We start from the raw sequence: 20,731 nt of genomic DNA, 5'->3' as shown, positions 1-20,731 counted from the left end.
CCGGCACTGACCCGGCACCGATTCTGACGCTTGCGGCACGTCCTTGTGCCGCGCTTTCCATGAGGAAAAAGCGCAGGAGAAATCGGAGGCTAGGTCATGCAAGGGACGAACGTGCTGTTCGGTCAGATTGCCGTGGTATTCGGCATCGTGATCGCCGGCGTGTGGGGCGCCACACAATGGACAGCAGCCGCCCTTGGCTATCAGCTACGCCTTGGCTCGCCCTGGTTCGATCTTCTTGGCAGGCCGATCTACCACCCGTGGAAGCTGTTTGAGTGGTGGTTCTTCTTCGGTGCCTATGCGCCGGAGGTCTTCGACACCGGCGGTGCCATTGCCGGCGCCAGCGGCATGGTCGCGGTGGTCGTCGCCATTGCCATGTCGGTATGGCGCTCGCGTCAAGCGCGCCTGGTCACGACCTACGGCTCTGCGCGCTGGGCGAACGCGCAGGACATTCGCCAGGCCGGCCTCACGCAGCCTGCCGGCGTGTTCCTGGGCCAGCATGATCGGCAGTACCTCCGTCACGAAGGCCCAGAACACGTCCTGACCTTCGCGCCCACGCGCTCGGGTAAAGGTGTCGGCCTGGTGGTGCCGACGCTCCTATCCTGGCCGGCCTCGGCCGTCATCCACGACATCAAGGGCGAGAACTGGCAGATCACCGCAGGCTGGCGCTCACGTTTCTCGCATTGCCTGCTGTTCAACCCAACCGATGCGAAGTCGGCAGCCTACAACCCGCTGCTGGAGGTGCGGCGCGGTGCGCATGAAGTGCGCGACGTGCAGAACATCGCGGACATTCTGGTCGATCCCGAAGGCGCGCTGGAGAAGCGCAACCATTGGGAGAAGACCTCGCACGCGCTGCTGGTCGGGGCCATCCTGCACGTGCTCTACGCGGGTGCAGACAAGACGCTGCGCGGCGTCGCCAACTTCCTCTCCGACCCGGCCAGCCCGTTCGAGCTGACCTTGCACCGGATGATGACCACGCCCCACCTGGGCGATGGGCCGCATCCGGTCGTGGCCTCGGCGGCGCGCGAAGTGCTCAACAAATCGGACAACGAGCGTTCCGGCGTGTTGAGCACCGCCATGTCGTTCCTCGGCCTCTACCGTGATCCCACGGTGGCCGAAGTCACGTCGCGCTGCGACTGGCGCATCGCTGACCTGATCGCGGCCGAGCATCCGGTATCGCTGTATCTGGTGGTGCCGCCTTCGGACATATCGCGGACGAAGCCGCTCATTCGTCTGATCCTCAACCAGATCGGGCGGCGCCTCACCGAATCGCTCGATGGTTCCGATGGCATCGCGCGCCGCCACAAGCTGCTGCTGATGCTCGACGAGTTCCCGGCGCTGGGGCGCCTGGACTTCTTCGAGACGGCGCTGGCCTTCATGGCGGGCTACGGCATCCGCAGCTTCCTGATCGCGCAGTCGCTCAACCAGATCGACAAGGCGTATGGGCAAAACCACTCCATCCTCGACAACTGCCATGTGCGCGTGACGTTCGCCACCAACGACGAGCGCACCGCCAAACGCATCTCCGAAACGCTGGGCACCGCCACCGAGCTGCGCGCGCAACGCAACTACGCCGGCCACAGATTGGCCCCGTGGCTCGGCCACTTGATGGTGTCGCGGCAGGAAACAGCGCGCCCGCTGCTGACGCCGGGTGAGGTGATGCAGCTTCCGCCTGACGAGGCGGTGGTGATGGTGTCCAGCGTCGCGCCGATCAAGGCGAAGAAGCTGCGCTACTACGCGGACGCCAATTTCAAGCGCCGCGTGCTGCCACCGCCCACGCCGGCGGATGGGCAGTACGCCGACGCGCCGCCGGCCCGCGCCGACGACTGGAGCGGGCTGGTGATTCCTGCTGCACCCCCTGCGCCGGCCACGGCATCCGCCGATGGCCTGGAGAACTTGGGTTCGGCCGACGACGGTGGCCCGCGCCGCCAGCCCGAACTAACTGAGGCCGTCGCCTACGACCCCGAATTGGCCGCGCCCACGGCCGACCTTGGGCTGCTCGATGACGACGACGACTTGCCGCTTCCCCTTCCGCGCCAGCTCGATCCAGCCATGCAGCGCACGGCCCGGCTGGCTTCCCTCGACCCCAACGACGGAATCGAGCTATGAGCCACTACCGCCTGAACCTCTTTATCCAGCCGGAGCACGCCAAGCGGCTCGATGAGCTGGCCGCCAAGAAAGGTGTGTCCAAGTCGTCCATCGTCGCGGCGGCGCTCGCCTCGTGGCTGTCGCCCGATGCCGCCGACCAGCGCGAGGCCGCCATCGCCAAGCGCCTTGATCGCCTGTCTCGCCAGGCCGAGCGCATGGAGCGCGACCAGAACATCGCCATCGAGACGCTGGCGCTGTTCATCCGCTACTACCTGACCGTCAGCACGCCGGTTCCCGAGGCGCACCAAGAAGCCGCCCGCGCCCAAGGCAAGGCACGCTTCGAGCAGTTCACCGAGCAGCTTGGCCGCCACCTGATGCGCGGGCGCAGCCTGGTGCGCGATGTGGTGGAGGAACTGCACCCCGACCCGATGCGGATGGAGGACGCGGCGGTAGTCGCCAAAGCGCAGGAGCGTGCGTCATGAGCGCCGTTCCCCAATCCATGTCCGCCACGTCGTTCGACCGCCGCATCCAGATGCTGCGCACGGCGATGGGGCCGCTGATCGCCGCCGCGCTCGAAGACCCGGACGTGGTGGAGGTGATGCTGAACCCCGATCGCACCCTTTGGGTGGATCGGCTTTCTAGTGGACGCGCGCCGATGGGCGTGGAACTGCCCGAGGCGGACGGCGAGCGAATCATCCGCCTCGTCGCGGCCCACGTCGGCGCGGAAGTCCATCGCGGCCAGCCGCTGCTATCCGCCGAGTTGCCCGAAACGGGCGAACGCTTCGAGGGCATCTTGCCGCCGGCAGCGCCGGGGCCGGCCTTCGCGCTGCGCAAGCGCGCCATCGGCGTGATCCCGCTGGAGCGGTACGTCATCGACAGAATGATGACCAGCGCGCAAGCGGGCTTTCTCGTTCGCGCCGTTCGCGAGCGGCAGAACGTGCTGATCGCCGGCGCCACCAGCAGCGGCAAGACCACGCTCGCCAATGCTTTGCTCGCCGAAATCGCCGCCACCGGCGACCGCGTACTGGTGCTCGAAGACACGGTGGAACTGCAATGCGCGGCCCGCGACCACGTTCCGCTGCGCACCCGCGCAGGCGTGGTGTCGATGACCGAACTGGTGCGCTCGTCCATGCGCCTGCGCCCTGATCGCGTCGTCGTCGGCGAGGTGCGCGGCGCCGAGGCGCTGGATCTCATCAAGGTGTGGGGCACGGGCCACCCCGGCGGCATCGCCACGATCCATGCCGGCTCCGCGCTCGGCGCGCTGCTGCGCCTGGAGCAACTGATTCTCGAAGTGGCGGTGAACCCGCCGCGTGCGCTGATCGCCGAGGCGGTCAACGTGGTGATCCACATCGCCGGGCGCGGGCGCAAGCGCCGCATCGAGAGCATCGCCCGCGTCGTCGGCTTCGACGGCGTGGGCTACCAACTGGCGGACGCGCTGGAAACGCCGTTTCCCGAGCTGCCGCCACTTCCCGATGCCGCACCCGCTGCGGCGACTTCCCCATCCCCTCACTCACTTGGAGAACTGCCATGACGCAGATGTACGTTCCTGCTTTCCGTTTTTCTGCACATCCGGCTTTGCGTCTTGCGCGGCTGCGCTGCCTGGCCCGCCCTGCGGGGCAAGGGCTGCTGCTGGCCGCGCTGCTGCTGTTCCTGGCCGGAACCGCGCAGGCCGCCGGTTCCTCGATGCCGTGGGAAGGCCCCTTGCAGTCGATCTTGGAGTCGATTCAAGGGCCGGTGGCGCGCATCGTCGCGGTCATCATCATCATCGCCACGGGCCTCGCGCTCGCCTTCGGCGACACGTCCGGCGGATTCCGCAAGCTGATCCAGATCGTCTTCGGTCTGTCCATCGCCTTCGCGGCTTCGAGCTTCTTCCTGTCGTTCTTCAGCTTCTCCGGCGGGGCCGTCGTATGAGTGCCCCCGACACCTTCGCGGACGGCTTCGAGGTACCGCTGCATCGCTCGCTGACCGAGCCGATTCTGCTGGGCGGTGCGCCGCGAACCGTGGCGATCGCCAACGGCACGCTGGCCGCCGCTGTCGGCCTGGGCCTGCAACTGTGGATTCCCGGCGTGGTGTTCTGGATCGTCGGCCATTCGCTGGCGGTGTGGGGTGCGCGCGTCGATCCGCAGTTCATGGCCGTGTTCGCCCGGCACATCAAGCATCGCCCGCTGCTGGACGTGTGAGGGGAGGACGCCGCGATGCTGAACCTCGCCGAATACCGCCAGCGGCCGGCCTTGCTTGCCGACTGGCTGCCCTGGGCCGGGCTGGTCGCGCCGGGCGTCGTCTTGAACAAGGACGGCAGTTTCCAGCGCACGGCCCGGTTTCGCGGGCCTGACCTCGACAGCGCGACGCAAGGCGAGCTGATCGCCACGTCGGCACGGTTGAACAACGCGCTGCGCCGCATGGGATCGGGCTGGGCGCTGTTCATCGAAGCCGAGCGTCGGCCTGCGGCCGATTATCCGCACTCGGAGTTTCCCGAGCCGCTTTCCTGGGTGGTGGAGGAAGAACGCCGGGCCGCCTTCGAGGAATCGGGCAATCACTTCGAGAGCGGCTATCACCTGACGCTGCTTTACCTGCCGCCGGAAGAATCCCGCGCCCGTGCAGCCAAGATGCTCTACGAGAACACGCCGACGAATGGCGTGGACTGGCGCGAGCGGCTGCAAGCCTTCGTCGCGGAAACGGATCGCGTCTTTGACCTGCTCGACGGCGTGATGCCGGAGATTGACTGGCTCGATGACGCGCAGACGCTGACCTACCTGCACGCGACCATCTCGACGCGGCGCTATCGCGTCGGCGTGCCCGAAGTGCCGTTCCACATCGACGCGCTGCTGACCGACTCGCCGCTGGTCGGTGGCCTGGCGCCCATGCTGGGCGACCAGCACCTGCGCGTGGTGTCGGTGCGGGGCTTCCCGACCTCGACCTGGCCGGGGATTCTGGACGACCTCAACCGCCTTGGCTTTGCGTACCGCTGGAGCACGCGCTTTCTCTGCCTCGACAAAGCCGAGGCGGAAAGAGAACTCGCCCGCCTGCGCCGCCAGTGGTTCGCCAAGCGCAAGAACGTCATCGCGCTGCTACGCGAAACGATCTTCCAGCAGGAAAGCCCGCTGGTCGATACCGACGCCAACAACAAGGCCGCCGACGCCGACGCTGCCTTGCAGGAGCTGGGCAGCGATCAAGTTGCCTTCGGCTATCTGACGGCGACCGTCACCGTCACGGACGAGGACGCCGCCGTCGCAGACGAGAAGCTGCGCATGGTGGAGCGCGCCATCCAGGGCCGGGGCTTCGTCACCATCCCCGAAACGCTCAATGCCGTGGATGCCTGGCTGTCTTCGATCCCTGGCAACGCCTATGCGAACGTGCGCCAGCCCATCGTCTCGACGCTGAACCTGGCGCACATGATGCCGGTGTCGGCGGTATGGGCCGGGCCAGAGAAGAACGACCACCTCGACGGCCCGCCGCTGATCGTCACGCGCACCGATGGCGCGACGCCGTTCCGGCTGGTGACGCACATCGGCGACGTGGGCCACACGCTGGTCGCAGGCCCGACCGGCATGGGCAAGTCGGTCTTGCTCGCCACGCTGGCGATGCAGTTCCGCCGCTATCGCGGCTCGCGCATCTTCGCCTTCGACATGGGCCGCTCCATGCGGGCCGCCATCCTCGGCCTGGGCGGCGAACACTACGACCTGGGCACGGATGGCGAAATCGCCTTCCAGCCGCTCGCGCGCATCGACCGCGAGGGCTACCGCACCTGGGCCGCTGAATGGATCGAAGGCCGCTTGCTGCACGAAGGCGTGGCGGTCGGCCCCGATGAGAAAGCGGCCATCTGGTCGGCGCTGGGAAGTCTCGCCGGTGCGCCGCTGGAGCAGCGCACGATGACGGGGCTTTCCGTGCTGCTGCAATCGAACGCGCTGCGGCAGGCGCTGTCGCCTTACGTGCTCGGCGGCGCCCACGGCAAGCTGCTGGACGCCGATCACGATCGGATGGGCATGGCCGACGTGCAGTGCTTCGAGATGGAAGAGGTGATGCACAGCAAGGCCGCCGTCATGGCCGTGCTGCATTACCTCTTTGCGCGTTTCGATGAACGCTTCGACGGTGCGCCCACGCTGCTGATCCTCGATGAAGCCTGGCTGTTCCTCGATGACCCGGCGTTTGCCGCGCGTATCCGCCAGTGGCTCAAGACGCTGCGCAAGAAGAACGTCAGCGTCATCTTCGCCACGCAGAGCCTCGCCGACATCAAGGATTCGAGCATCGCGCCCGCGATCATCGAGAGCTGCGCGAGTCGGATTTTCTTGCCCAACCCGCAGGCCACCGAACCGCAGATTCGCACGATCTACGAGGGCTTCGGCCTCAACAAGCGGCAGATCGAAATCGTCGCCACCGCGCAGCCCAAGCGCGACTACTACTACCAATCCCGCCTCGGCAACCGCCTGTTCGACCTCGACCTGGGGCCGGCGGCGCTGGCCTTCGCGGGCGCATCCACGCCGCAAGACCAGCGCGACATAGACCGCGTGCTGCTGGATGCCGGCGTACCCGGCTTCGCGGGCGCCTGGCTGCGCCATCGCGGCCTCGATTGGGCGGCCGACCTGCTGCCCTCGTTCCCCGGCCTCGCGCCGGGTTCCCTCGCTGACCAACCCCAGGAGAACCTGCCATGAAGAAGCGCCTTATCGCCGCCGCCATCGCGGCCATGCTTTGCACTGCCACCGCCCATGCGCAATGGGTGGTGATCGACCCCACGAACCTCGTGCAGAACACGCTGACTGCAATCCGCACGCTGGAGCAGATCAACAACCAGATCCAGCAGCTTCAGAACGAAGCGCAGATGCTGATGAACCAGGCGCGCAACCTCGCCAGCCTGCCGTCCAGCGTGGTCGGCCAGTTGCGCGCCAATCTGGCGACGACCGAGCGGCTGATCGCCCAGGCTCGCGGCTTGGCCTACGACGTGACGAATCTGGATCGGGAGTTCGCGCGCCTGTATCCCGAGCAGTACGCCGCCACGGTGAGCGGCGACCAGATGTACCGCGACGCGCAGGTGCGTTGGAAGAACACCCTCAACGGCTTGCAGACCACGATGCAGATGCAGGCCCAGGTGTCGCATAACCTGGGCGAAGACGAAAGCGTGCTGGCCGATCTCGTGGGCAAGAGCCAGTCGGCTCAAGGTGCGTTGCAAGCCATGCAGGCCATGAACCAGTTGCTGGCATTGCAGGCCAAGCAGTCGATCCAGTCGCAACGGCTCCAGATCACGCAGGATCGTGCGGCCTCGCTGGAACTGGCGCGGCAGGCGGCGGCCACCGAGCGCGCCCGCGAGGTGCGGCGACGTTTCCTGGGCGATGGCACGCAGTACACGCCGCAGCGCGTGGATTTCTACGGCAACTGACGGGAGGCCGCCATGCGATGCGTCCTCGCCCTTGGTGTCGTGCTGCTGGCCGCTTGCGGCGAGCAGCCGGCCGACCACCATGTCGATGCCCTGGCCGCCGATCCCATGCGGCTCAAGGCATTGCGCGCGCAATGCGCGGCCGACCGGCAGGCCACGGGCGAGGACGCTTGTCGCGCCGCCGCCGAAGCCTTCCGACGGCGCTTCTTTTCCGGCGAGGCCGGGCCAGATGAATACCAGACGCTGGCCGACCTGCCGTCGATCCCACCGAGCTTCGATGAGCCAGCCGATGGCGTAGCGCCGGCACCGCCGACCGAACCGGAGGGCACGCCATGAATGACGTGACCATCATCGACCAGTTCCTCAACACCTTCTCCGCCTACATCGACTCGGGTTTCGGGCTGCTGCGGGGCGAAGTGGCGTTCCTCACGGCCACGCTGATCGTCATCGACATGACGATCGCCGGCCTGTATTGGGCCATGAGCCACGCCACCGGCCAGGGCGAGGACGTGATCGCCAAGCTGCTGCGCAAGGTGCTGTACGTCGGCGCCTTCGCCTACATCATCAACAACTTCAACTGGCTGGCGAGCATCGTCTTCCGCTCGTTCGCGGGATTGGGCATCACCGCCACCGGCTCTGCCATCACGATGGAGAACTTCTTGCAGCCGGGCCGGCTGGCGAAAACCGGCCTTGACGCGGGCGGGCCGATCTTCCTCCAGCTCGACGACATGATGGGATTTCCCGAGGTGTTCTTGAACCTCGATGCCATCTTGGTGTTGTTCCTCGCCTGGCTGGTCGTGGTGCTCTGCTTCTTCGTGCTGGCGATCCAGCTATTCATCACGCTGATCGAGTTCAAGCTGACCACGCTCGCGGGCTTCGTGCTGGTGCCGTTCGCGCTTTGGAACAAGACCTCGTTCCTGGCCGAAAAGGTCTTGGGCAACGTGGTGGCCTCCGGCGTCAAGGTGCTGGTGCTGGCCGTGATCGTCGGTATCGGCTCGGGCCTGTTCACTCAGTTCCAAGTCCATCCCGATGAGCCGTCGCTCGACCACGCACTGGTCATCATGCTGGCCTCGCTCACCTTGCTGGCGCTGGGGATCTTCGGCCCTGGCATCGCCACGGGCCTTGTGTCCGGTGCGCCGCAGCTCGGCGCGGGTGCGATGGCAGGCGCTGCCATCGGCGCAGCCGGGACGGCGGTGGCTGTTGGTGCTGCCGCGACGGGCGTAGGCGGTGCCGTGGCCGCTGGCGCGCGCATGGCACCGGCTGCCGCCAAGCTGGCCGGCGCTGGTGCGCGTGCGGCCACGTCGGCGGCTGGCAGTGCGAAATCGGCGTTCCAGGCCGGCTCCGCCGCCGCTGGCGGCGGCGCAAAGGGCGCGATGGCGGGCTTGGGCAACGTCGCCAAGACCGGCGCGCAGTCCGCCGGACGTGCGGCTGCATCCCGTGCATCCGCTGCCGGGCAACGCATGGCCGCTCCCTTCCGCGCTGGCTGGAACGGCGCTGCCGCCGATGGCGGCGCGGGCGCGGCATCCGGTCAGGGTGCCGCAGGCGAGGCCGCATCCGGCGCCGCTACGGCGCAGACACAGGAACAGCCCGCTTGGGCCAAGCGCCTGCATCGCCGCCAGCAACTCACCCACGCCGCGACCACCACCGCCCACGCGCTGCGCGGTGGCGATGGCGGCGGCTCCGGCCAGGGGCCGAGCCTGCGCGATTCCGATTCATAAGGAGAACTGACCATGCGATTCAAGAAACCGCAGGTGCGCTACGCCGACACGCCGCAGCCTGCCACGCCGTACCAAGCTGCCGGCCAGGTGTGGGACGAGCGCATCGGCTCGCCGCGCGTCCAGGCGAAGAACTGGCGCCTGATGGCCTTCGGTTGCCTGACGCTTGCGCTGCTGATGGCCGGCGGACTGGTGTGGCGCTCGGCGCAATCCATCGTGACGCCCTACGTCGTGGAGGTGGACAACGCGGGCCAGGTACGCTCCGTGGGCGAAGCCGCCACGCCATACCGGCCCAACGATGCGCAGACCGCGCACCACATCGCGCGCTTCGTGACGCTGGTGCGCTCGCTGTCCATCGACTCCATCGTCGTCCGCCAGAACTGGCTCGACGCCTACGACTACACGACCGACAAGGGCGCGGCCGTGCTCAACGACTACGCGCGGGTCAACGACCCGTTCGCGCGCATCGGCAAGGAGTCTGTGACGGTACAGATCACCAGCGTCGTGCGCGCCAGCGACACCTCTTTCAACGTGCGCTGGACGGAACGCCGTTACGTCAACGGCGCCGCGGCTGGGCTGGAGCGATGGACGGCCGTGGTGTCCATCGTGCTCCAGCCGCCGCGCACCGAAGAACGCCTGCGCAAGAACCCCCTGGGCATCTACGTCAACGGCCTGTCGTGGAGCCTCGAACTGGATTCTTCCGAAGGAGCCAAGCCATGAATGATCTTTTCCGTAAATCCGCTTTGGTGGTGATCCTGCTTGCATCGACTGTTCTGTTCGCGGGCTGCGCCACGCAGGGCAAACCGCCGCCGACCATCTCGCTCGATGAGCCGGTGCAGGCCCAGTCGCTGCCCGAGCCGCCTGCGCCGGTGGAGGTGGTGGCCGTGCCCGAGGTGCTGCCGATGCCGGCGCAGTTGAAGCCGTTGCCCGAAGCCGGGGACGCCAAGCCCCCGGAACCGGCCGACGAAAAGGTGCGCGTCTCGCGCGCCAATGCCGAGGCCCGCGTCGCGCCCACGCGCGAAGGCTACGTCAACGCGATTCAGGTGTGGCCCTTCACCGATGGCGCGCTGTATCAAGTCTATGCGGCCGTGGGCCGCGTGACCGTGGTTTCGCTCCAGCCGGGCGAGGAACTGGTGACGGTCGCCGCCGGCGATACCGTGCGCTGGATCGTGGGCGACACATCGAGCGGCAGCGGAGCCGCGCTGCGCGTGAACGTGCTGGTCAAGCCGATCCGCTCGGGCCTCAAGACCAATCTCGTCATCACCACCAGTCGCAGGACGTACCTGCTGGAGCTGGCTTCGACGGAGAAGACGTGGATGGCGTCGGTGTCCTGGGAGTACCCGCGCGACCGGATGCTGGCATTGCAGCGCCAGGCGCAGGCGGCCAGCGCCGCCGCGCCGGTGGATTCTGGCTTGTCGTTGGAGAACCTGCGCTTCCGCTACGCGGTCAGTGGCAGCAATCCGCCGTGGAAGCCGCTGCGCGCCTTCGACGACGGGCAGAAGGTCTATATCCAGTTCCCCGCTGGCATCGCGCAAGGCGAGCTGCCGCCGCTGTTCGTGATCGGGGCGGAAGGCGACGGGCAACTGGTCAACTACCGCTTCCGCGCGCCGTACTACATCGTGGATCGGCTGTTCGGCGCCGCCGAACTGCGCTTGGGCGGTGACAAGGGCGATGTGGTGCGGATCGAGCGCACGGACGGCGTTGCGCGGAGGAACTGAGCATGAGCCAGGATGACACCCCCGACCTCGCCACGCCGCAGGCGGGCAAGGTTGCGCCGGAGGCGGTGGCGCTGCGCGCCCAGCCGCGCCCGGTCACGCGCCTGAATCGGCGCACGCTGGCCATCCTCGTCGGCGGCCTGTCGGTCACCGTGCTTGGGGCCACGATCTGGTCGCTGCAACCGCAGCGGCGCGGTACGGGCGAGCAAACCGAGCTTTACAACGTCGATCGCGTCTCGAAGTCCGAAGGACTGGATGCGCTGCCGACGGATTACTCGAAGCTGCCGCCAGCCTTGCCGCCCGATGTGCCCGAGCTGGGGCCGCCGTTGCCCGGCGACCTTGGCCCGGCCATCGTCGCTTCGCAGCAGCCGGTGACGCCGGGCTATTCGCCGCCAGGCCATGATCCCGAAGATGCCTTGCGCAAGGAGGCGGACGCGGCGGCGGCCTCGTCGGTGTTCTTCCGCTCGGGCGGCCAGGGCCAGGCCGCCACCACGGTCGCGCAAGCTGCGCCGGGTGCGCCTGGTGTTGCAAACACACTCGCGGCCTTCGATCCTCTCGCTGCCGGGCCTGCCTCGACGGCGGCCCAGCCCGCCGACCCGACGACCGTGCAGAACCGGCAAGACCAGAAAGAGGCGTTCCTGAAAGCCGGTTCTACGGAAACCCGCAACTCCGGCAATCTGGCGCTGCCGGCGTCGCCGTATCAGGTGATGGCCGGAACCGTGATCGCGGGCGCGCTGGTGACGGGCATCAAGTCGGACTTGCCGGGCGACGTGATCGCTACGGTGACGGAGCCGGTCTTTGACACGGCCACGGGCAAGTTCCTGCTGATCCCGCAGGGATCGCGCATCCTCGGGCGCTACAACAGCCAGGTCAGCTACGGACAGAGCCGCGTGCAGGTGGTGTGGAACCGGATCATCCTGCCCGACACGTCCTCGCTGACGCTCGACAACCTCGTGGGCACCGACCCGGCCGGCTACGCGGGCTTGGAAGATGACGTGGACTGGCATTGGAAGCGCATCGTCGCGGGTGCGGCGCTGACGACGCTACTGGGCGTGGGTGCCGAACTGGCCGCGCCGGAGAACCGGCAGGACGGCAACCGCATCGTCATCGCCGGGCGTGACAGCGCTCAGGACAGCATCAATCAGGTCGGCCAGGAGATCACCCGACGCAACATGAACATCCAGCCGACGCTGACCGAACGGCCGGGCCTGCCGGTGCGGATCATTGTCAACCGGGATCTGGTGCTGCGGCCGTACCAGCCTCTGTTCTTCAACCGGGGAGCTTCGCAATGAGTACGACCAAGAAGCTGCGGCTCGGGCCGCTGCCCAAGACCGAGAACGTCAAGCTGACCTTCGCGTGTCCTGCCAGCCTGAAAGCTGACCTCGATCGCTACGCCGCGCTGCACGCGCAGGCGTATGGTGAAGCAGTCGATGCAGAGAAGCTGATCCCGCACATGCTGGAGGCGTTCATGGCGGGGGATCGAGGCTTCAAGCGCACACAGCCCAAAAGCGGAAAAGCCGCCCCTGCGTGAACAGGGGCGGCTCTGGATTGGTGCCCGAGGCCGGAATCGAACCGGCACGCCTTTCGGCGAGGGATTTTCTTACCACTTCGACTTTCGCCGCCGCCCTGCTCAACGCAGGGCGTTCGTGGTCTGGAGCACGCCTTCACCATAGCCTTGCGACCGTAGGTGCCCGCCGTCTGCTCTCTACACCTTCCCAAACGGCAGCTTGGGCTTGGCTCGGCGTTGGCTCGGGTGCAAGAGCATCCAGGGCGTTCGCCGACTTTGACGGGCTTCACTTCGGGCGTTTCCCCCCGAAGGCTCAAATTGTTCAAGTCCCTTGTGTCTACCGATTTCACCACTCGGGCGTAGTGCTCAACGCACCGAAAACACCTACCTCCATCTACTGGCGCCTAGCTGGCCCCTGGCCGTCAAGCCTAGCTGCAAAGCTACGGCTCGGATGTCCGCAAACCGTTGTCACTATTGACCTTCTGGCTCAGTAGTTCTAGCAGAAAGGACTTGACAAAACAGATTTTAAGTCCCTTGTGTCTACCGATTTCACCACTCGGGCGTGATGTGATGCGGCATTGTACCGAAAAGGGCCGAACGCCCCGGCGGTGAAAGCGGCTCAGTCCAGCACGGTGGCGTGGATCCGGTTCCGCCCCGCCCGCTTGGCGGCGTACAGTTGCGCATCGGCGCCGGCCAGGAATTCCTGCACGCCGGCATGCCCGCCTTCCAGGGTGGCGATGCCAATGCTCACGCTCACATGGGGAACGCCCGCCCGCGGGTTCGGCAGTTCGAGCCGCGCCACCGACTCGCGGATGCGCTCGGCCACGGCCCGGGCGGCCTCGGACCCGGTGTCGGGCAGCAGGCAGGCGAACTCCTCGCCGCCGTAGCGCGCCATCAGGTCGGCGGGCCGGACCACGTTGCCGCGCATCGCCCGGGCGATGGCGGACAGGTAATCGTCGCCGGCCTGATGGCCGAAGTGATCGTTCACGCTCTTGAAATGATCCACGTCCAGCATCATCAGGCTCAGGGGCGATCCCGTGCGCCGCCAGCGCGCGTGCTCGCGCGCCAGCGTCTGGTCGAAATGGCGGCGATTGGCCAGGTGGGTCAGGCTGTCGGTCTGGTTCTGCTTTTCCAGTTCCAGGTTGGCGGCCTGCAAGGCCTCCTGCTGTTGCAGGATGTGCTGGTTGCGCTCGGCCAGCAGGCGGGACAGCCGGCGGTAGCGGCGCAGGGCCAGGAAGAACGCCAGGGCCAGAAGCGCGGCGGCTCCGCCGGCGACCTGCAGCAGGACCCGCTGGCTGCGCTGGGCCACATAGCGCTCGATGAGCTGGCCCTCGCCCTCTTCGTGCCGCGCGACGGACTCCGACACGTCCAGCGCCGCGAGGTAGCTGTCGAAGGCCCGCACCAGGCGGCGATGCACGGGCGTGTCGCTGACGTAGAACCGGTAGGCGCGCGGGTATTCCTGCAGGACCAGCACGATCTCGAGATCGAAGTATTCACGGCTGTAGCGCTTCTCCGTGAAAATGCTCTTGTTGAACACCGCCACGTCGATCTCGCCCTCGCGCAGGGCCTGGAACAGGCCGTCGCTGGAGGCCTGGTCGTAGGTCCGCAACTGCCCCGCCGGCACGAGATCCCGGAGGATGGGCTCGAACGCGACGCCATGCACGACGCCGACGCGGTAGTGCGCCAGGTCGGCCATCCGGTAGATCGGCGACTGCCACCCCTTGCGGGCGATGACGGCGTAGCGGCTCTCGTAATAAGGCCGGGTGAACAGGCCGTGCCGCGCGCGGTCCGGCCGCAGGCTGAGCGGAATCAGGACGTCGGCGCCGTCCGTCTGGACCTGGCCGATCTTCCCCGCCACGGTCAGGCCCCGCTCCGGCACGAGTTCATAGCGCAGCCCGAGCCGGCCGGCGATGAAGCACCAGACATCGATGCCGATGCCGGAATAGACGCCACGGTCCGCATCGCGGCGCACCATGGGCGGCGCGTCCAGGGCCAGCACGCGCAGGGGCGGCAAGGCGCGGAATTCGGCCAGTGCCTCGGGGGCGACGACGACGGGTTCATTCAGGCGCACGTACCGCGCGCCGGCGCAGTCCATGGCCTGGGCGGCCGGCGCGGGGCCCGGCGACAGGCCCCACATCAGCAGCCCCAGAATGGCGGCCGCCGATCGCCGGCTCACAGGAGGCTTCCCTCCCCGGTGTCCAGAAAGTGCTCGATCCGCTCGCGCCATCCGCCGATGTCCAGTCGCTGCGAACGCAGCCAGGTTTCATCATAATAGCTCGTCGCGTACCGGTCGCCGCTGTCGCAGATCAGGGTGACCAGGGATCCGGTCCGCCCCTGCCGCCGCATGAGCGACGCCATGCACAGCACGCCCATGAAATTCGTTCCCGTCGAACCGCCCACGCGGCGAAACAGCCGGTCGGACAGCACGTGCGCCGCCGCGATCGAGGCTTCGTCGGGGACGCGGATCATTTCGTCGATGACCGTCGGAATGAAGGAAGGCTCGACGCGCGGGCGCCCGATCCCTTCGATGCGCGAACCCGTCGCCGTGATGTTCATGTCGCCGCTCTGCCAGGCCTCGTAGAAGGCGGAGCCCTCGACGTCGACCACGCACAGCCGGGTGTCCAGGTTGCGGTAGCGGATGAAGCGCCCGAGCGTGGCGGAGGTTCCCCCGGTGCCGGCGCTCATGACCACCCACTCGGGGACGGCGTGGAATTCGCCCGACATCTGGCGGAAGATGCTTTCCGCGATGTTGTTGTTGCCGCGCCAGTCCGTGGCGCGCTCGGCGTGCGTGAACTGGTCCAGGTAGTAGCCGCCCGCCTCGTCGGCGATGGCCTGGGCCGCGCCGTAGACTTCCCGGGCATGATCGACGAAATGGCAGCGTCCGCCGAAGCGCTCGATCGCCTCGACCTTCTGCCGGCTGGTCGAACGCGTCATCACGGCGACGAAGGACAGGCCCAGCAGGCGGGCGAAATAGGCTTCCGACACGGCCGTCGAGCCGGACGAGGCCTCGACCAGAAGCGTGTTCTCGCGGATGCGGCCGTTGCAGATGCCGTACAGGAACAGGGAACGCGCCAGGCGGTGCTTGAGGCTGCCGGTCGGGTGCGTGCTCTCGTCCTTGAAATAGATGTCGATGCCGCGCAGCCCCGGAAAGTCCGGCTTCACCAGGTGCGTGTCGGCGGAGCGCCGGCCGTCGGCCTCGAGGATGCGGATGGCCTGGCGCGTCCAGTCCCGGTCTTCCGGCGTCAGCGCGCTGCGCCCCTTGATGCAGTGGTCCATGTCGTGGCTTCCCTGGCCCGTGGGGCGACGGGGCCGCCCGAACGCGGATGGCGGAAGCGGTGAGATTCGAACTCACGGATGGGTCGCCCCATCGCCGGTTTTCAAGACCGGTCCATTCAACCGCTCTGGCACGCTTCCGCATGAAGAACGAAAGTGTAGCGCATAATGCCGCTTGCACATCCGAAGGAGCGCCACATGCAAGCCATTGAAATCACTGCGCCGGGCGGCCCCGAAGTCCTGCGTCCGACGGACCGCCCCACCCCCGTGCCCGGCCCCGGCGAGGTCCTGATCGAAGTCGAGGCCGCCGGGGTCAACCGGCCCGACGTCTTCCAGCGCCAGGGCAGCTATCCGCCCCCCGCCGGCGCGTCCGACCTGCCCGGCCTGGAGGTCGCCGGCCGCATCGTCGGCGGCGAGCCGGAAGCCGCCGGATTCAAGCTGGGCGACACCGTCTGCGCCCTGGTGGCCGGCGGCGGCTACGCGCAATTCTGCGCGGCGCCCGCCGCGCAGTGCCTGCCCGTGCCGGCCGGCCTGTCCACGGTCGAGGCCGCCGCGCTGCCGGAAACCTATTTCACGGTCTGGAGCAACGTCTTCGACCGGGGCGCCCTGGCGCCCGGCGAGACCCTGCTGGTCCACGGCGGCGCCAGCGGTATCGGCACGACGGCGATCGCGCTGGCGCGCGCCTTCGGCCACACGGTCTACGCCACGGCCGGCAGCGCCGAGCGCGTTCGGGCCATCGAAGCGCTGGGCTGCACGCGCGGCATCGACTACCACGCGCAGGATTTCGTCGCGGAAATCAAGGCGCTGACGAACGGACGCGGCGTGGACGTGATCCTGGACATGGTCGCGGGCGGCTACCTGGAACGCAACATCGAAGCCCTGGCCGACGACGGCCGGCTGGTGATGATCGCCCTCCTGGGCGGCGCGCGCGGAACACTGAACTGCGGCCAGGTGATGCGCCGCCGCCTGACGGTGACGGGCTCGACGCTACGGACGCGCCCCGTGGAATTCAAGGCCCGCATCGCCCGGGCGCTGCGCGAGCGCGTCTGGCCGCTGCTGGAATCCGGCGCGGTGCGGCCCTCGATCCATGCGACCTTCCCGCTGTCCGAGGCCGCGCGCGCCCACGCCATGATGGACGCGGGCGAACAGATCGGCAAGATCGTGCTGACCGCCGGAGGCTGACGCAGCCCGGCCTGGCGCCGCCCGGCGGAAACATTCATTTACCATTGGATCACTGAACTTTTCCGCCGGGCGGCTGTCGTAGGGAAATCGCTCACCGGAGTTCATCATGGCCTTGTCCGCAATTTCAGCCGGTTCCTCTGATGTCTCCACGATTTCGTCGCTGGGCGTCGGCTCGGGCCTGCCGCTCGGCACCCTCCTCGAACAACTGGAAACCGGCGAAGACGCGGCCTTGCAGCCCATCCAGAACCAGGAAGACTCGCTCAACGCTACCCTGTCGGCCTACGGCAAGCTGCAAGGCGCCCTCGGCGGCCTGCAGACCGCCGCGCAGGCACTGGCCGACGCGTCCGCCTTCGACACGCTGCAGGCCAGCGTCAGCAGTCCCGCCTTCACGGCCAGCGTCGGCAGCGGAGCCATCGCCGGGCAATACAGCATCTCGGTCGACCAGCTGGCGAGCGCGCAGACACTGGTGAGCGCCGGACAAGCCAGCCGCACCGCCAGCAACGGCACGGGCGGCACGATCACCTTCACCCTGGCCGACGGCACGAGCCACGCGCTCGACCTCACGGGCAAGGACACTTCGCTCAGCGGCCTGGCCAGCGCCATCAACGCGGATGCTTCGCTCGGCGTATCGGCCACGATCATCAACGACGGCTCGGGCAGCCCCTATCACCTGCTGCTCATCGCCCGGCAGACCGGCACCCAGGCGGCGGTCGCCAGCATCGGCAGCGACAACGCCAGCCTGCAGGGCATCCTGGGCTTCACCCAGGGCGCCGGTTCGAGCGTCACCGAAAACCCGGCCAGCAACGCCCTGCTGCACATCGACGGGATCGCCATCACCAGCCAGAGCAACACGGTGGACAACGCGGTGACGGGCGTCACGCTCGACCTGGACGCGGTGGACACATCGCCTGCCACGCTCTCCCTCACCCACGACGACGCGCAGACGATACAGGCCGCGCAAGGCCTGGTGACGGCATACAACAGCGTGCTGTCGACCCTGCAGTCGCTGACCGCCTACGACACCACGACCCAGACCGGCAGCCCCCTCACGGGCGACCCGCTCGCCCTGGAAGTCCAGGAACGGCTGTTTGACGCGCTCGACACGCCCGTCCCGGGCGGCGCCATCGGCTCCCTGTTCAACCTCGGCCTGAGCACCGATCCCACCAGCGGGCAGCTATCGCTGAATGCCGACACCCTGTCCGGCCTGCTCGCCAGCGATCCCGCGGACGTCCAGAGCCTCCTGGGCGGATCGGCCGGCATCGGCGGCGCCTTCCAGACCCTGACGACCAATCTCCTGCAAAGCGGCGGGTCGTTTTCATCGGCCACTGCCGGCGCCAACGACATGCTGAATGACCTGAAGGCGCAGTACGACCAGACTTCCAGCCGCATCTCCGCCCAGATGGACACCTATCGCCAGCAGTTCACCGCGCTGGACGCCGCGATGGCGCAGATGAACTCGTTGAGCACCTACCTGACGCAGCAGCTGGCCGGTCTGGGATAGGCGGGCACAGGCGCTCCCGCCACGGCCAAGACACGAGGCGCACACTGGTCTTCCAGCGTGCGCCTCGTGTCTTTTCACTGGCCGGAACGAAAAAGACGCCGTATTCCGGCGTCTTTTTCGTTCGCTTCCGCGGCCCGGAGGCCGCGGAGACGGGGCAGGGTTACTGCGCGGCCGGGGCGGCGGGGCCGCCCTGGGCCTCGATCCCGCCGATCGCCTTGACCGACAGGCGCAGGCGGCCGCGTTCGTCGGCTTCCAGGATCTTGACGCGCAGCGTCTGGCCGACCTTCAGCACGTCGTTGATGTCGGCGATGCGGTAGTTGGCGATCTCCGAGATGTGCAGCAGGCCGTCGCGGCCGGGCAGGACCTGGACGATGGCGCCGAAATCCAGCAGGCGCTGGACGGTGCCCTGGTATTCCTGGCCCACTTCGACGTCGGCGGTCAGTTCCTTGATGCGGCGCTCGGCTTCGTGGGCGCGGTCCAGGTCGGCGCTGGCGATGGTGATGCTGCCGTCGTCGCTGATGTCGATCTGGCAGCCGGTTTCCTCGGTCAGCGCGCGGATGGTGGCGCCGCCCTTGCCGATCACGTCGCGGATCTTTTCCGGATTGATCTTGATGCTCAGCATGCGCGGCGCGAAGTCGGACAGTTCCTGGCGGGAGCCGTCGATGGCCTCGCGCATCTTGCCCAGGATGTGCAGGCGGCCTTCGCGGGCCTGGGCCAGCGCCACCTGCATGATTTCCTTGGTGATGCCCTGGATCTTGATGTCCATCTGCAGGGCGGTGATGCCGCCGACGGTGCCGGCCACCTTGAAGTCCATGTCGCCCAGGTGATCCTCGTCGCCCAGGATGTCGGTCAGGACGGCGAACTTGCCGCCTTCCTTGATCAGGCCCATGGCGACGCCCGCCACGTGGTCCTTGACCGGCACGCCGGCATCCATCATGGACAGGCTGCCGCCGCAGACCGAGGCCATGGACGATGAACCATTGGATTCGGTGATCTCGGACACCAGGCGCAGGGTGTACTGGAAGTCTTCCGCGGCGGGCAGCAGCGGCGACAGGGCGCGCTTGGCCAGGCGGCCGTGGCCGATCTCGCGGCGCTTGGGCACGCCGAAGCGGCCGGTCTCGCCGGTGGCGAACGGCGGCATGTTGTAGTGCATCATGAAGCGGTCGCGGTACTCGCCCATGATCGAGTCGATGATCTGCTCGTCCTGCTTGGTGCCCAGGGTGGTGACCACCAGCGCCTGGGTTTCGCCGCGCGTGAACAGCGCCGAACCGTGGGCGCGCGGCAGCACGCCCAGGCGGATGCTGATCGGGCGCACGGTGCGCGTGTCGCGTCCGTCGATGCGCGGCTCGCCGTTCAGGATCTGGCCGCGGACGATTTCCGATTCCAGGGCGAACAGCATGTTCTCGACTTCGACGTGGTCGGGCGCGACGTCGCCCCGGGCCGCCGCGTGTTCGGCCAGCTTGGACTTGACGTCGGCGTAGACCTGGCGCAGGCGCGCGGTGCGCTCCTGCTTGTCGCGCAGCTGATAGACGGCCTTCAGGGGATCGAAGGCGGCCGCGCGCACGGCGGTGGCCAGGACTTCGTTGCGCGGGGCGGGCTGCCAGTCCCATTCGGGCTTGCCGGCTTCGGCCACCAGTTCATGGATGGCGTTGATGCAGGCCTGCATCTGTTCATGGCCGAACACCACGGCACCCAGCATCACGTCTTCGGACAGCTGTTTGGCTTCGGATTCGACCATCAGCACGGCGGCTTCGGTCCCGGCGACCACCAGGTCCAGCTGGGACTCGCCGCGCACCTGCGAGGCGCTGGGGTTCAGGACGTACTGGCCGTCGATGTAGCCCACGCGGGCGGCGCCCACCGGACCGTTGAAGGGAATGCCGGAGATCGCCAGGGCGGCCGAGGCGCCGATCAGGGCGGGGATGTCGGGATCGACTTCCGGATTCACCGACACCGTGTGGATGATGATCTGGACGTCATTGTAGAAGCCTTCCGGGAACAGCGGACGCAGCGGACGGTCGATCAGGCGGGAGGTCAGGACTTCCTTTTCGGAGGGCTTGCCTTCGCGCTTGAAGAAGCCGCCGGGGATCTTGCCGGCCGCGTAGGTCTTTTCGACGTAATCGACGGTCAGCGGAAAGAAATCCTGGCCGGGCTTGGCGGTCTTGGCGGCCACCACCGTGGCCAGCACCACCGTGTCGTCGACGGACACCAGCACCGCGCCGCCGGCCTGGCGGGCGATTTCACCGGTTTCCAGAACGACGGTGTGCTGACCGTATTGGAACGACTTGCTCACTTTATTGAACATTTTCTGATCCTATAAAAGGGACGCCCGCGCGGCTCCTGCCCGCGACCCGCCCACCGGAGGCGGGGCTGATTGCGGCGACCCAT

General features: G+C 67.6%; 18 protein-coding genes and 1 tRNA gene. 15 read left to right on the top strand and 4 right to left on the bottom strand.

Annotation, left to right across the window (positions count from 1 at the left end; translation table 11 throughout):
• The first annotated feature begins 96 nt into the window (after positions 1-96).
• From ACFO27_RS15815 to ACFO27_RS15755, 13 genes are read left to right on the top strand one after another with little or no spacing between them, the layout of a single operon-like run.
• Complete coding sequence (locus tag ACFO27_RS15815; RefSeq protein ID WP_062832706.1) at positions 97-2,106, top strand: conjugal transfer protein TraG; 2,010 nt, start codon at positions 97-99, stop codon at positions 2,104-2,106.
• The gene (locus tag ACFO27_RS15810; RefSeq protein ID WP_043088277.1) at positions 2,103-2,567 is read left to right on the top strand and encodes a ribbon-helix-helix protein, CopG family; all 465 of its coding nucleotides are present in this window, start codon (positions 2,103-2,105) and stop codon (positions 2,565-2,567) included. The genes ACFO27_RS15815 and ACFO27_RS15810 overlap by 4 nt, the downstream gene beginning before the upstream one ends.
• Positions 2,564-3,616 (top strand): P-type conjugative transfer ATPase TrbB, encoded by a 1,053-nt coding sequence (trbB, locus tag ACFO27_RS15805; RefSeq protein WP_376818197.1) that lies wholly within the window; start codon positions 2,564-2,566, stop codon positions 3,614-3,616. The genes ACFO27_RS15810 and trbB overlap by 4 nt, the downstream gene beginning before the upstream one ends.
• Positions 3,613-3,996 (top strand): TrbC/VirB2 family type IV secretion system protein, encoded by a 384-nt coding sequence (locus tag ACFO27_RS15800; RefSeq protein WP_376818196.1) that lies wholly within the window; start codon positions 3,613-3,615, stop codon positions 3,994-3,996. Before trbB ends, ACFO27_RS15800 begins: the two co-directional genes overlap by 4 nt.
• Positions 3,993-4,265, top strand: coding sequence for a VirB3 family type IV secretion system protein (locus tag ACFO27_RS15795; RefSeq protein ID WP_376818195.1), 273 nt, complete (start codon positions 3,993-3,995; stop codon positions 4,263-4,265). Before ACFO27_RS15800 ends, ACFO27_RS15795 begins: the two co-directional genes overlap by 4 nt.
• A gap of 15 nt (positions 4,266-4,280) precedes the next feature.
• Positions 4,281-6,734 carry a conjugal transfer protein TrbE gene (trbE, locus tag ACFO27_RS15790; RefSeq protein WP_376818194.1) on the top strand — a complete coding sequence of 818 codons (2,454 nt, stop codon included), beginning with the start codon at positions 4,281-4,283 and terminating at the stop codon, positions 6,732-6,734.
• Positions 6,731-7,456, top strand: a complete 726-nt coding sequence (gene trbJ / locus ACFO27_RS15785; RefSeq protein ID WP_376818193.1) for a P-type conjugative transfer protein TrbJ — start codon at positions 6,731-6,733, stop codon at positions 7,454-7,456. The genes trbE and trbJ overlap by 4 nt, the downstream gene beginning before the upstream one ends.
• Positions 7,457-7,468: 12 nt before the next feature.
• The gene (locus ACFO27_RS15780; protein WP_041110920.1) at positions 7,469-7,789 is read left to right on the top strand and encodes an EexN family lipoprotein; all 321 of its coding nucleotides are present in this window, start codon (positions 7,469-7,471) and stop codon (positions 7,787-7,789) included.
• Complete coding sequence (trbL, locus tag ACFO27_RS15775) at positions 7,786-9,171, top strand: P-type conjugative transfer protein TrbL (RefSeq protein ID WP_043088274.1); 1,386 nt, start codon at positions 7,786-7,788, stop codon at positions 9,169-9,171. The genes ACFO27_RS15780 and trbL overlap by 4 nt, the downstream gene beginning before the upstream one ends.
• A 12-nt stretch (positions 9,172-9,183) precedes the next feature.
• Positions 9,184-9,888 carry a conjugal transfer protein TrbF gene (gene trbF / locus ACFO27_RS15770; RefSeq protein ID WP_376818192.1) on the top strand — a complete coding sequence of 235 codons (705 nt, stop codon included), beginning with the start codon at positions 9,184-9,186 and terminating at the stop codon, positions 9,886-9,888.
• On the top strand, positions 9,885-10,886 hold the full coding sequence (gene trbG, locus ACFO27_RS15765; RefSeq protein WP_376818191.1) for a P-type conjugative transfer protein TrbG: 1,002 nt from the start codon (positions 9,885-9,887) through the stop codon (positions 10,884-10,886). The genes trbF and trbG overlap by 4 nt, the downstream gene beginning before the upstream one ends.
• 2 nt (positions 10,887-10,888) lie before the next feature.
• On the top strand, positions 10,889-12,175 hold the full coding sequence (locus tag ACFO27_RS15760) for a TraB/TrbI/VirB10 family type IV secretion system protein (RefSeq protein ID WP_376818190.1): 1,287 nt from the start codon (positions 10,889-10,891) through the stop codon (positions 12,173-12,175).
• On the top strand, positions 12,172-12,414 hold the full coding sequence (locus ACFO27_RS15755; protein WP_031656893.1) for a DUF2274 domain-containing protein: 243 nt from the start codon (positions 12,172-12,174) through the stop codon (positions 12,412-12,414). The genes ACFO27_RS15760 and ACFO27_RS15755 overlap by 4 nt, the downstream gene beginning before the upstream one ends.
• Positions 12,415-13,009: 595 nt before the next feature.
• Here the strand turns inward: ACFO27_RS15755 and ACFO27_RS15750 are convergent.
• The 3 genes from ACFO27_RS15750 to ACFO27_RS15740 all read right to left on the bottom strand — a co-directional run bounded on the left by ACFO27_RS15750 (position 13,010) and on the right by ACFO27_RS15740 (position 15,804).
• Complete coding sequence (locus ACFO27_RS15750) at positions 13,010-14,566, bottom strand: diguanylate cyclase (protein WP_376818189.1); 1,557 nt, start codon at positions 14,564-14,566, stop codon at positions 13,010-13,012.
• A complete protein-coding gene (locus ACFO27_RS15745) occupies positions 14,563-15,666 on the bottom strand; it encodes a PLP-dependent cysteine synthase family protein (RefSeq protein ID WP_376818188.1) in 1,104 nt (367 codons plus the stop codon). The genes ACFO27_RS15750 and ACFO27_RS15745 overlap by 4 nt, the downstream gene beginning before the upstream one ends.
• A gap of 48 nt (positions 15,667-15,714) precedes the next feature.
• A tRNA-Ser gene (locus ACFO27_RS15740) sits at positions 15,715-15,804 on the bottom strand.
• Between the two features lie 57 nt (positions 15,805-15,861).
• On the opposite strand from ACFO27_RS15740, the gene ACFO27_RS15735 reads away from it, so the two are divergent.
• The gene (locus ACFO27_RS15735; RefSeq protein WP_376818187.1) at positions 15,862-16,845 is read left to right on the top strand and encodes an NAD(P)H-quinone oxidoreductase; all 984 of its coding nucleotides are present in this window, start codon (positions 15,862-15,864) and stop codon (positions 16,843-16,845) included.
• Between the two features lie 106 nt (positions 16,846-16,951).
• Complete coding sequence (gene fliD / locus ACFO27_RS15730) at positions 16,952-18,346, top strand: flagellar filament capping protein FliD (RefSeq protein WP_376818186.1); 1,395 nt, start codon at positions 16,952-16,954, stop codon at positions 18,344-18,346.
• A gap of 160 nt (positions 18,347-18,506) precedes the next feature.
• Here fliD and pnp read toward each other — a convergent pair whose 3' ends face one another.
• Positions 18,507-20,648 carry a polyribonucleotide nucleotidyltransferase gene (gene pnp / locus ACFO27_RS15725; protein ID WP_376818185.1) on the bottom strand — a complete coding sequence of 714 codons (2,142 nt, stop codon included), beginning with the start codon at positions 20,646-20,648 and terminating at the stop codon, positions 18,507-18,509.
• Positions 20,649-20,731 lie beyond the last annotated feature (83 nt).

The organism is Castellaniella denitrificans (assembly GCF_042653765.1).
GTDB classification, from domain to species: Bacteria; Pseudomonadota; Gammaproteobacteria; order Burkholderiales; family Burkholderiaceae_B; genus Castellaniella; species Castellaniella denitrificans.
This window is presented reverse-complemented; position numbering and strand designations above follow the sequence as displayed.

Excerpts from the sequence above, each read along its gene's own strand:
- ACFO27_RS15735 (WP_376818187.1), top strand. The coding sequence starts at position 15,862 with ATGCAAGCCATTGAAATCACTGCGCCGGGCGGCCCCGAAGTCCTGCGT.
- ACFO27_RS15800 (WP_376818196.1), top strand. The coding sequence starts at position 3,613 with ATGACGCAGATGTACGTTCCTGCTTTCCGTTTTTCTGCACATCCGGCT.
- ACFO27_RS15815 (WP_062832706.1), top strand. The coding sequence starts at position 97 with ATGCAAGGGACGAACGTGCTGTTCGGTCAGATTGCCGTGGTATTCGGC.
- ACFO27_RS15780 (WP_041110920.1), top strand. The coding sequence starts at position 7,469 with ATGCGATGCGTCCTCGCCCTTGGTGTCGTGCTGCTGGCCGCTTGCGGC.
- ACFO27_RS15745 (WP_376818188.1), bottom strand. The coding sequence starts at position 15,666 with ATGGACCACTGCATCAAGGGGCGCAGCGCGCTGACGCCGGAAGACCGG.
- trbG (WP_376818191.1), top strand. The coding sequence starts at position 9,885 with ATGAATGATCTTTTCCGTAAATCCGCTTTGGTGGTGATCCTGCTTGCA.
- trbE (WP_376818194.1), top strand. The coding sequence starts at position 4,281 with ATGCTGAACCTCGCCGAATACCGCCAGCGGCCGGCCTTGCTTGCCGAC.
- trbF (WP_376818192.1), top strand. The coding sequence starts at position 9,184 with ATGCGATTCAAGAAACCGCAGGTGCGCTACGCCGACACGCCGCAGCCT.
- ACFO27_RS15810 (WP_043088277.1), top strand. The coding sequence starts at position 2,103 with ATGAGCCACTACCGCCTGAACCTCTTTATCCAGCCGGAGCACGCCAAG.
- trbL (WP_043088274.1), top strand. The coding sequence starts at position 7,786 with ATGAATGACGTGACCATCATCGACCAGTTCCTCAACACCTTCTCCGCC.
- trbB (WP_376818197.1), top strand. The coding sequence starts at position 2,564 with ATGAGCGCCGTTCCCCAATCCATGTCCGCCACGTCGTTCGACCGCCGC.
- fliD (WP_376818186.1), top strand. The coding sequence starts at position 16,952 with ATGGCCTTGTCCGCAATTTCAGCCGGTTCCTCTGATGTCTCCACGATT.
- ACFO27_RS15755 (WP_031656893.1), top strand. The coding sequence starts at position 12,172 with ATGAGTACGACCAAGAAGCTGCGGCTCGGGCCGCTGCCCAAGACCGAG.
- ACFO27_RS15795 (WP_376818195.1), top strand. The coding sequence starts at position 3,993 with ATGAGTGCCCCCGACACCTTCGCGGACGGCTTCGAGGTACCGCTGCAT.
- pnp (WP_376818185.1), bottom strand. The coding sequence starts at position 20,648 with ATGTTCAATAAAGTGAGCAAGTCGTTCCAATACGGTCAGCACACCGTC.
- ACFO27_RS15760 (WP_376818190.1), top strand. The coding sequence starts at position 10,889 with ATGAGCCAGGATGACACCCCCGACCTCGCCACGCCGCAGGCGGGCAAG.
- trbJ (WP_376818193.1), top strand. The coding sequence starts at position 6,731 with ATGAAGAAGCGCCTTATCGCCGCCGCCATCGCGGCCATGCTTTGCACT.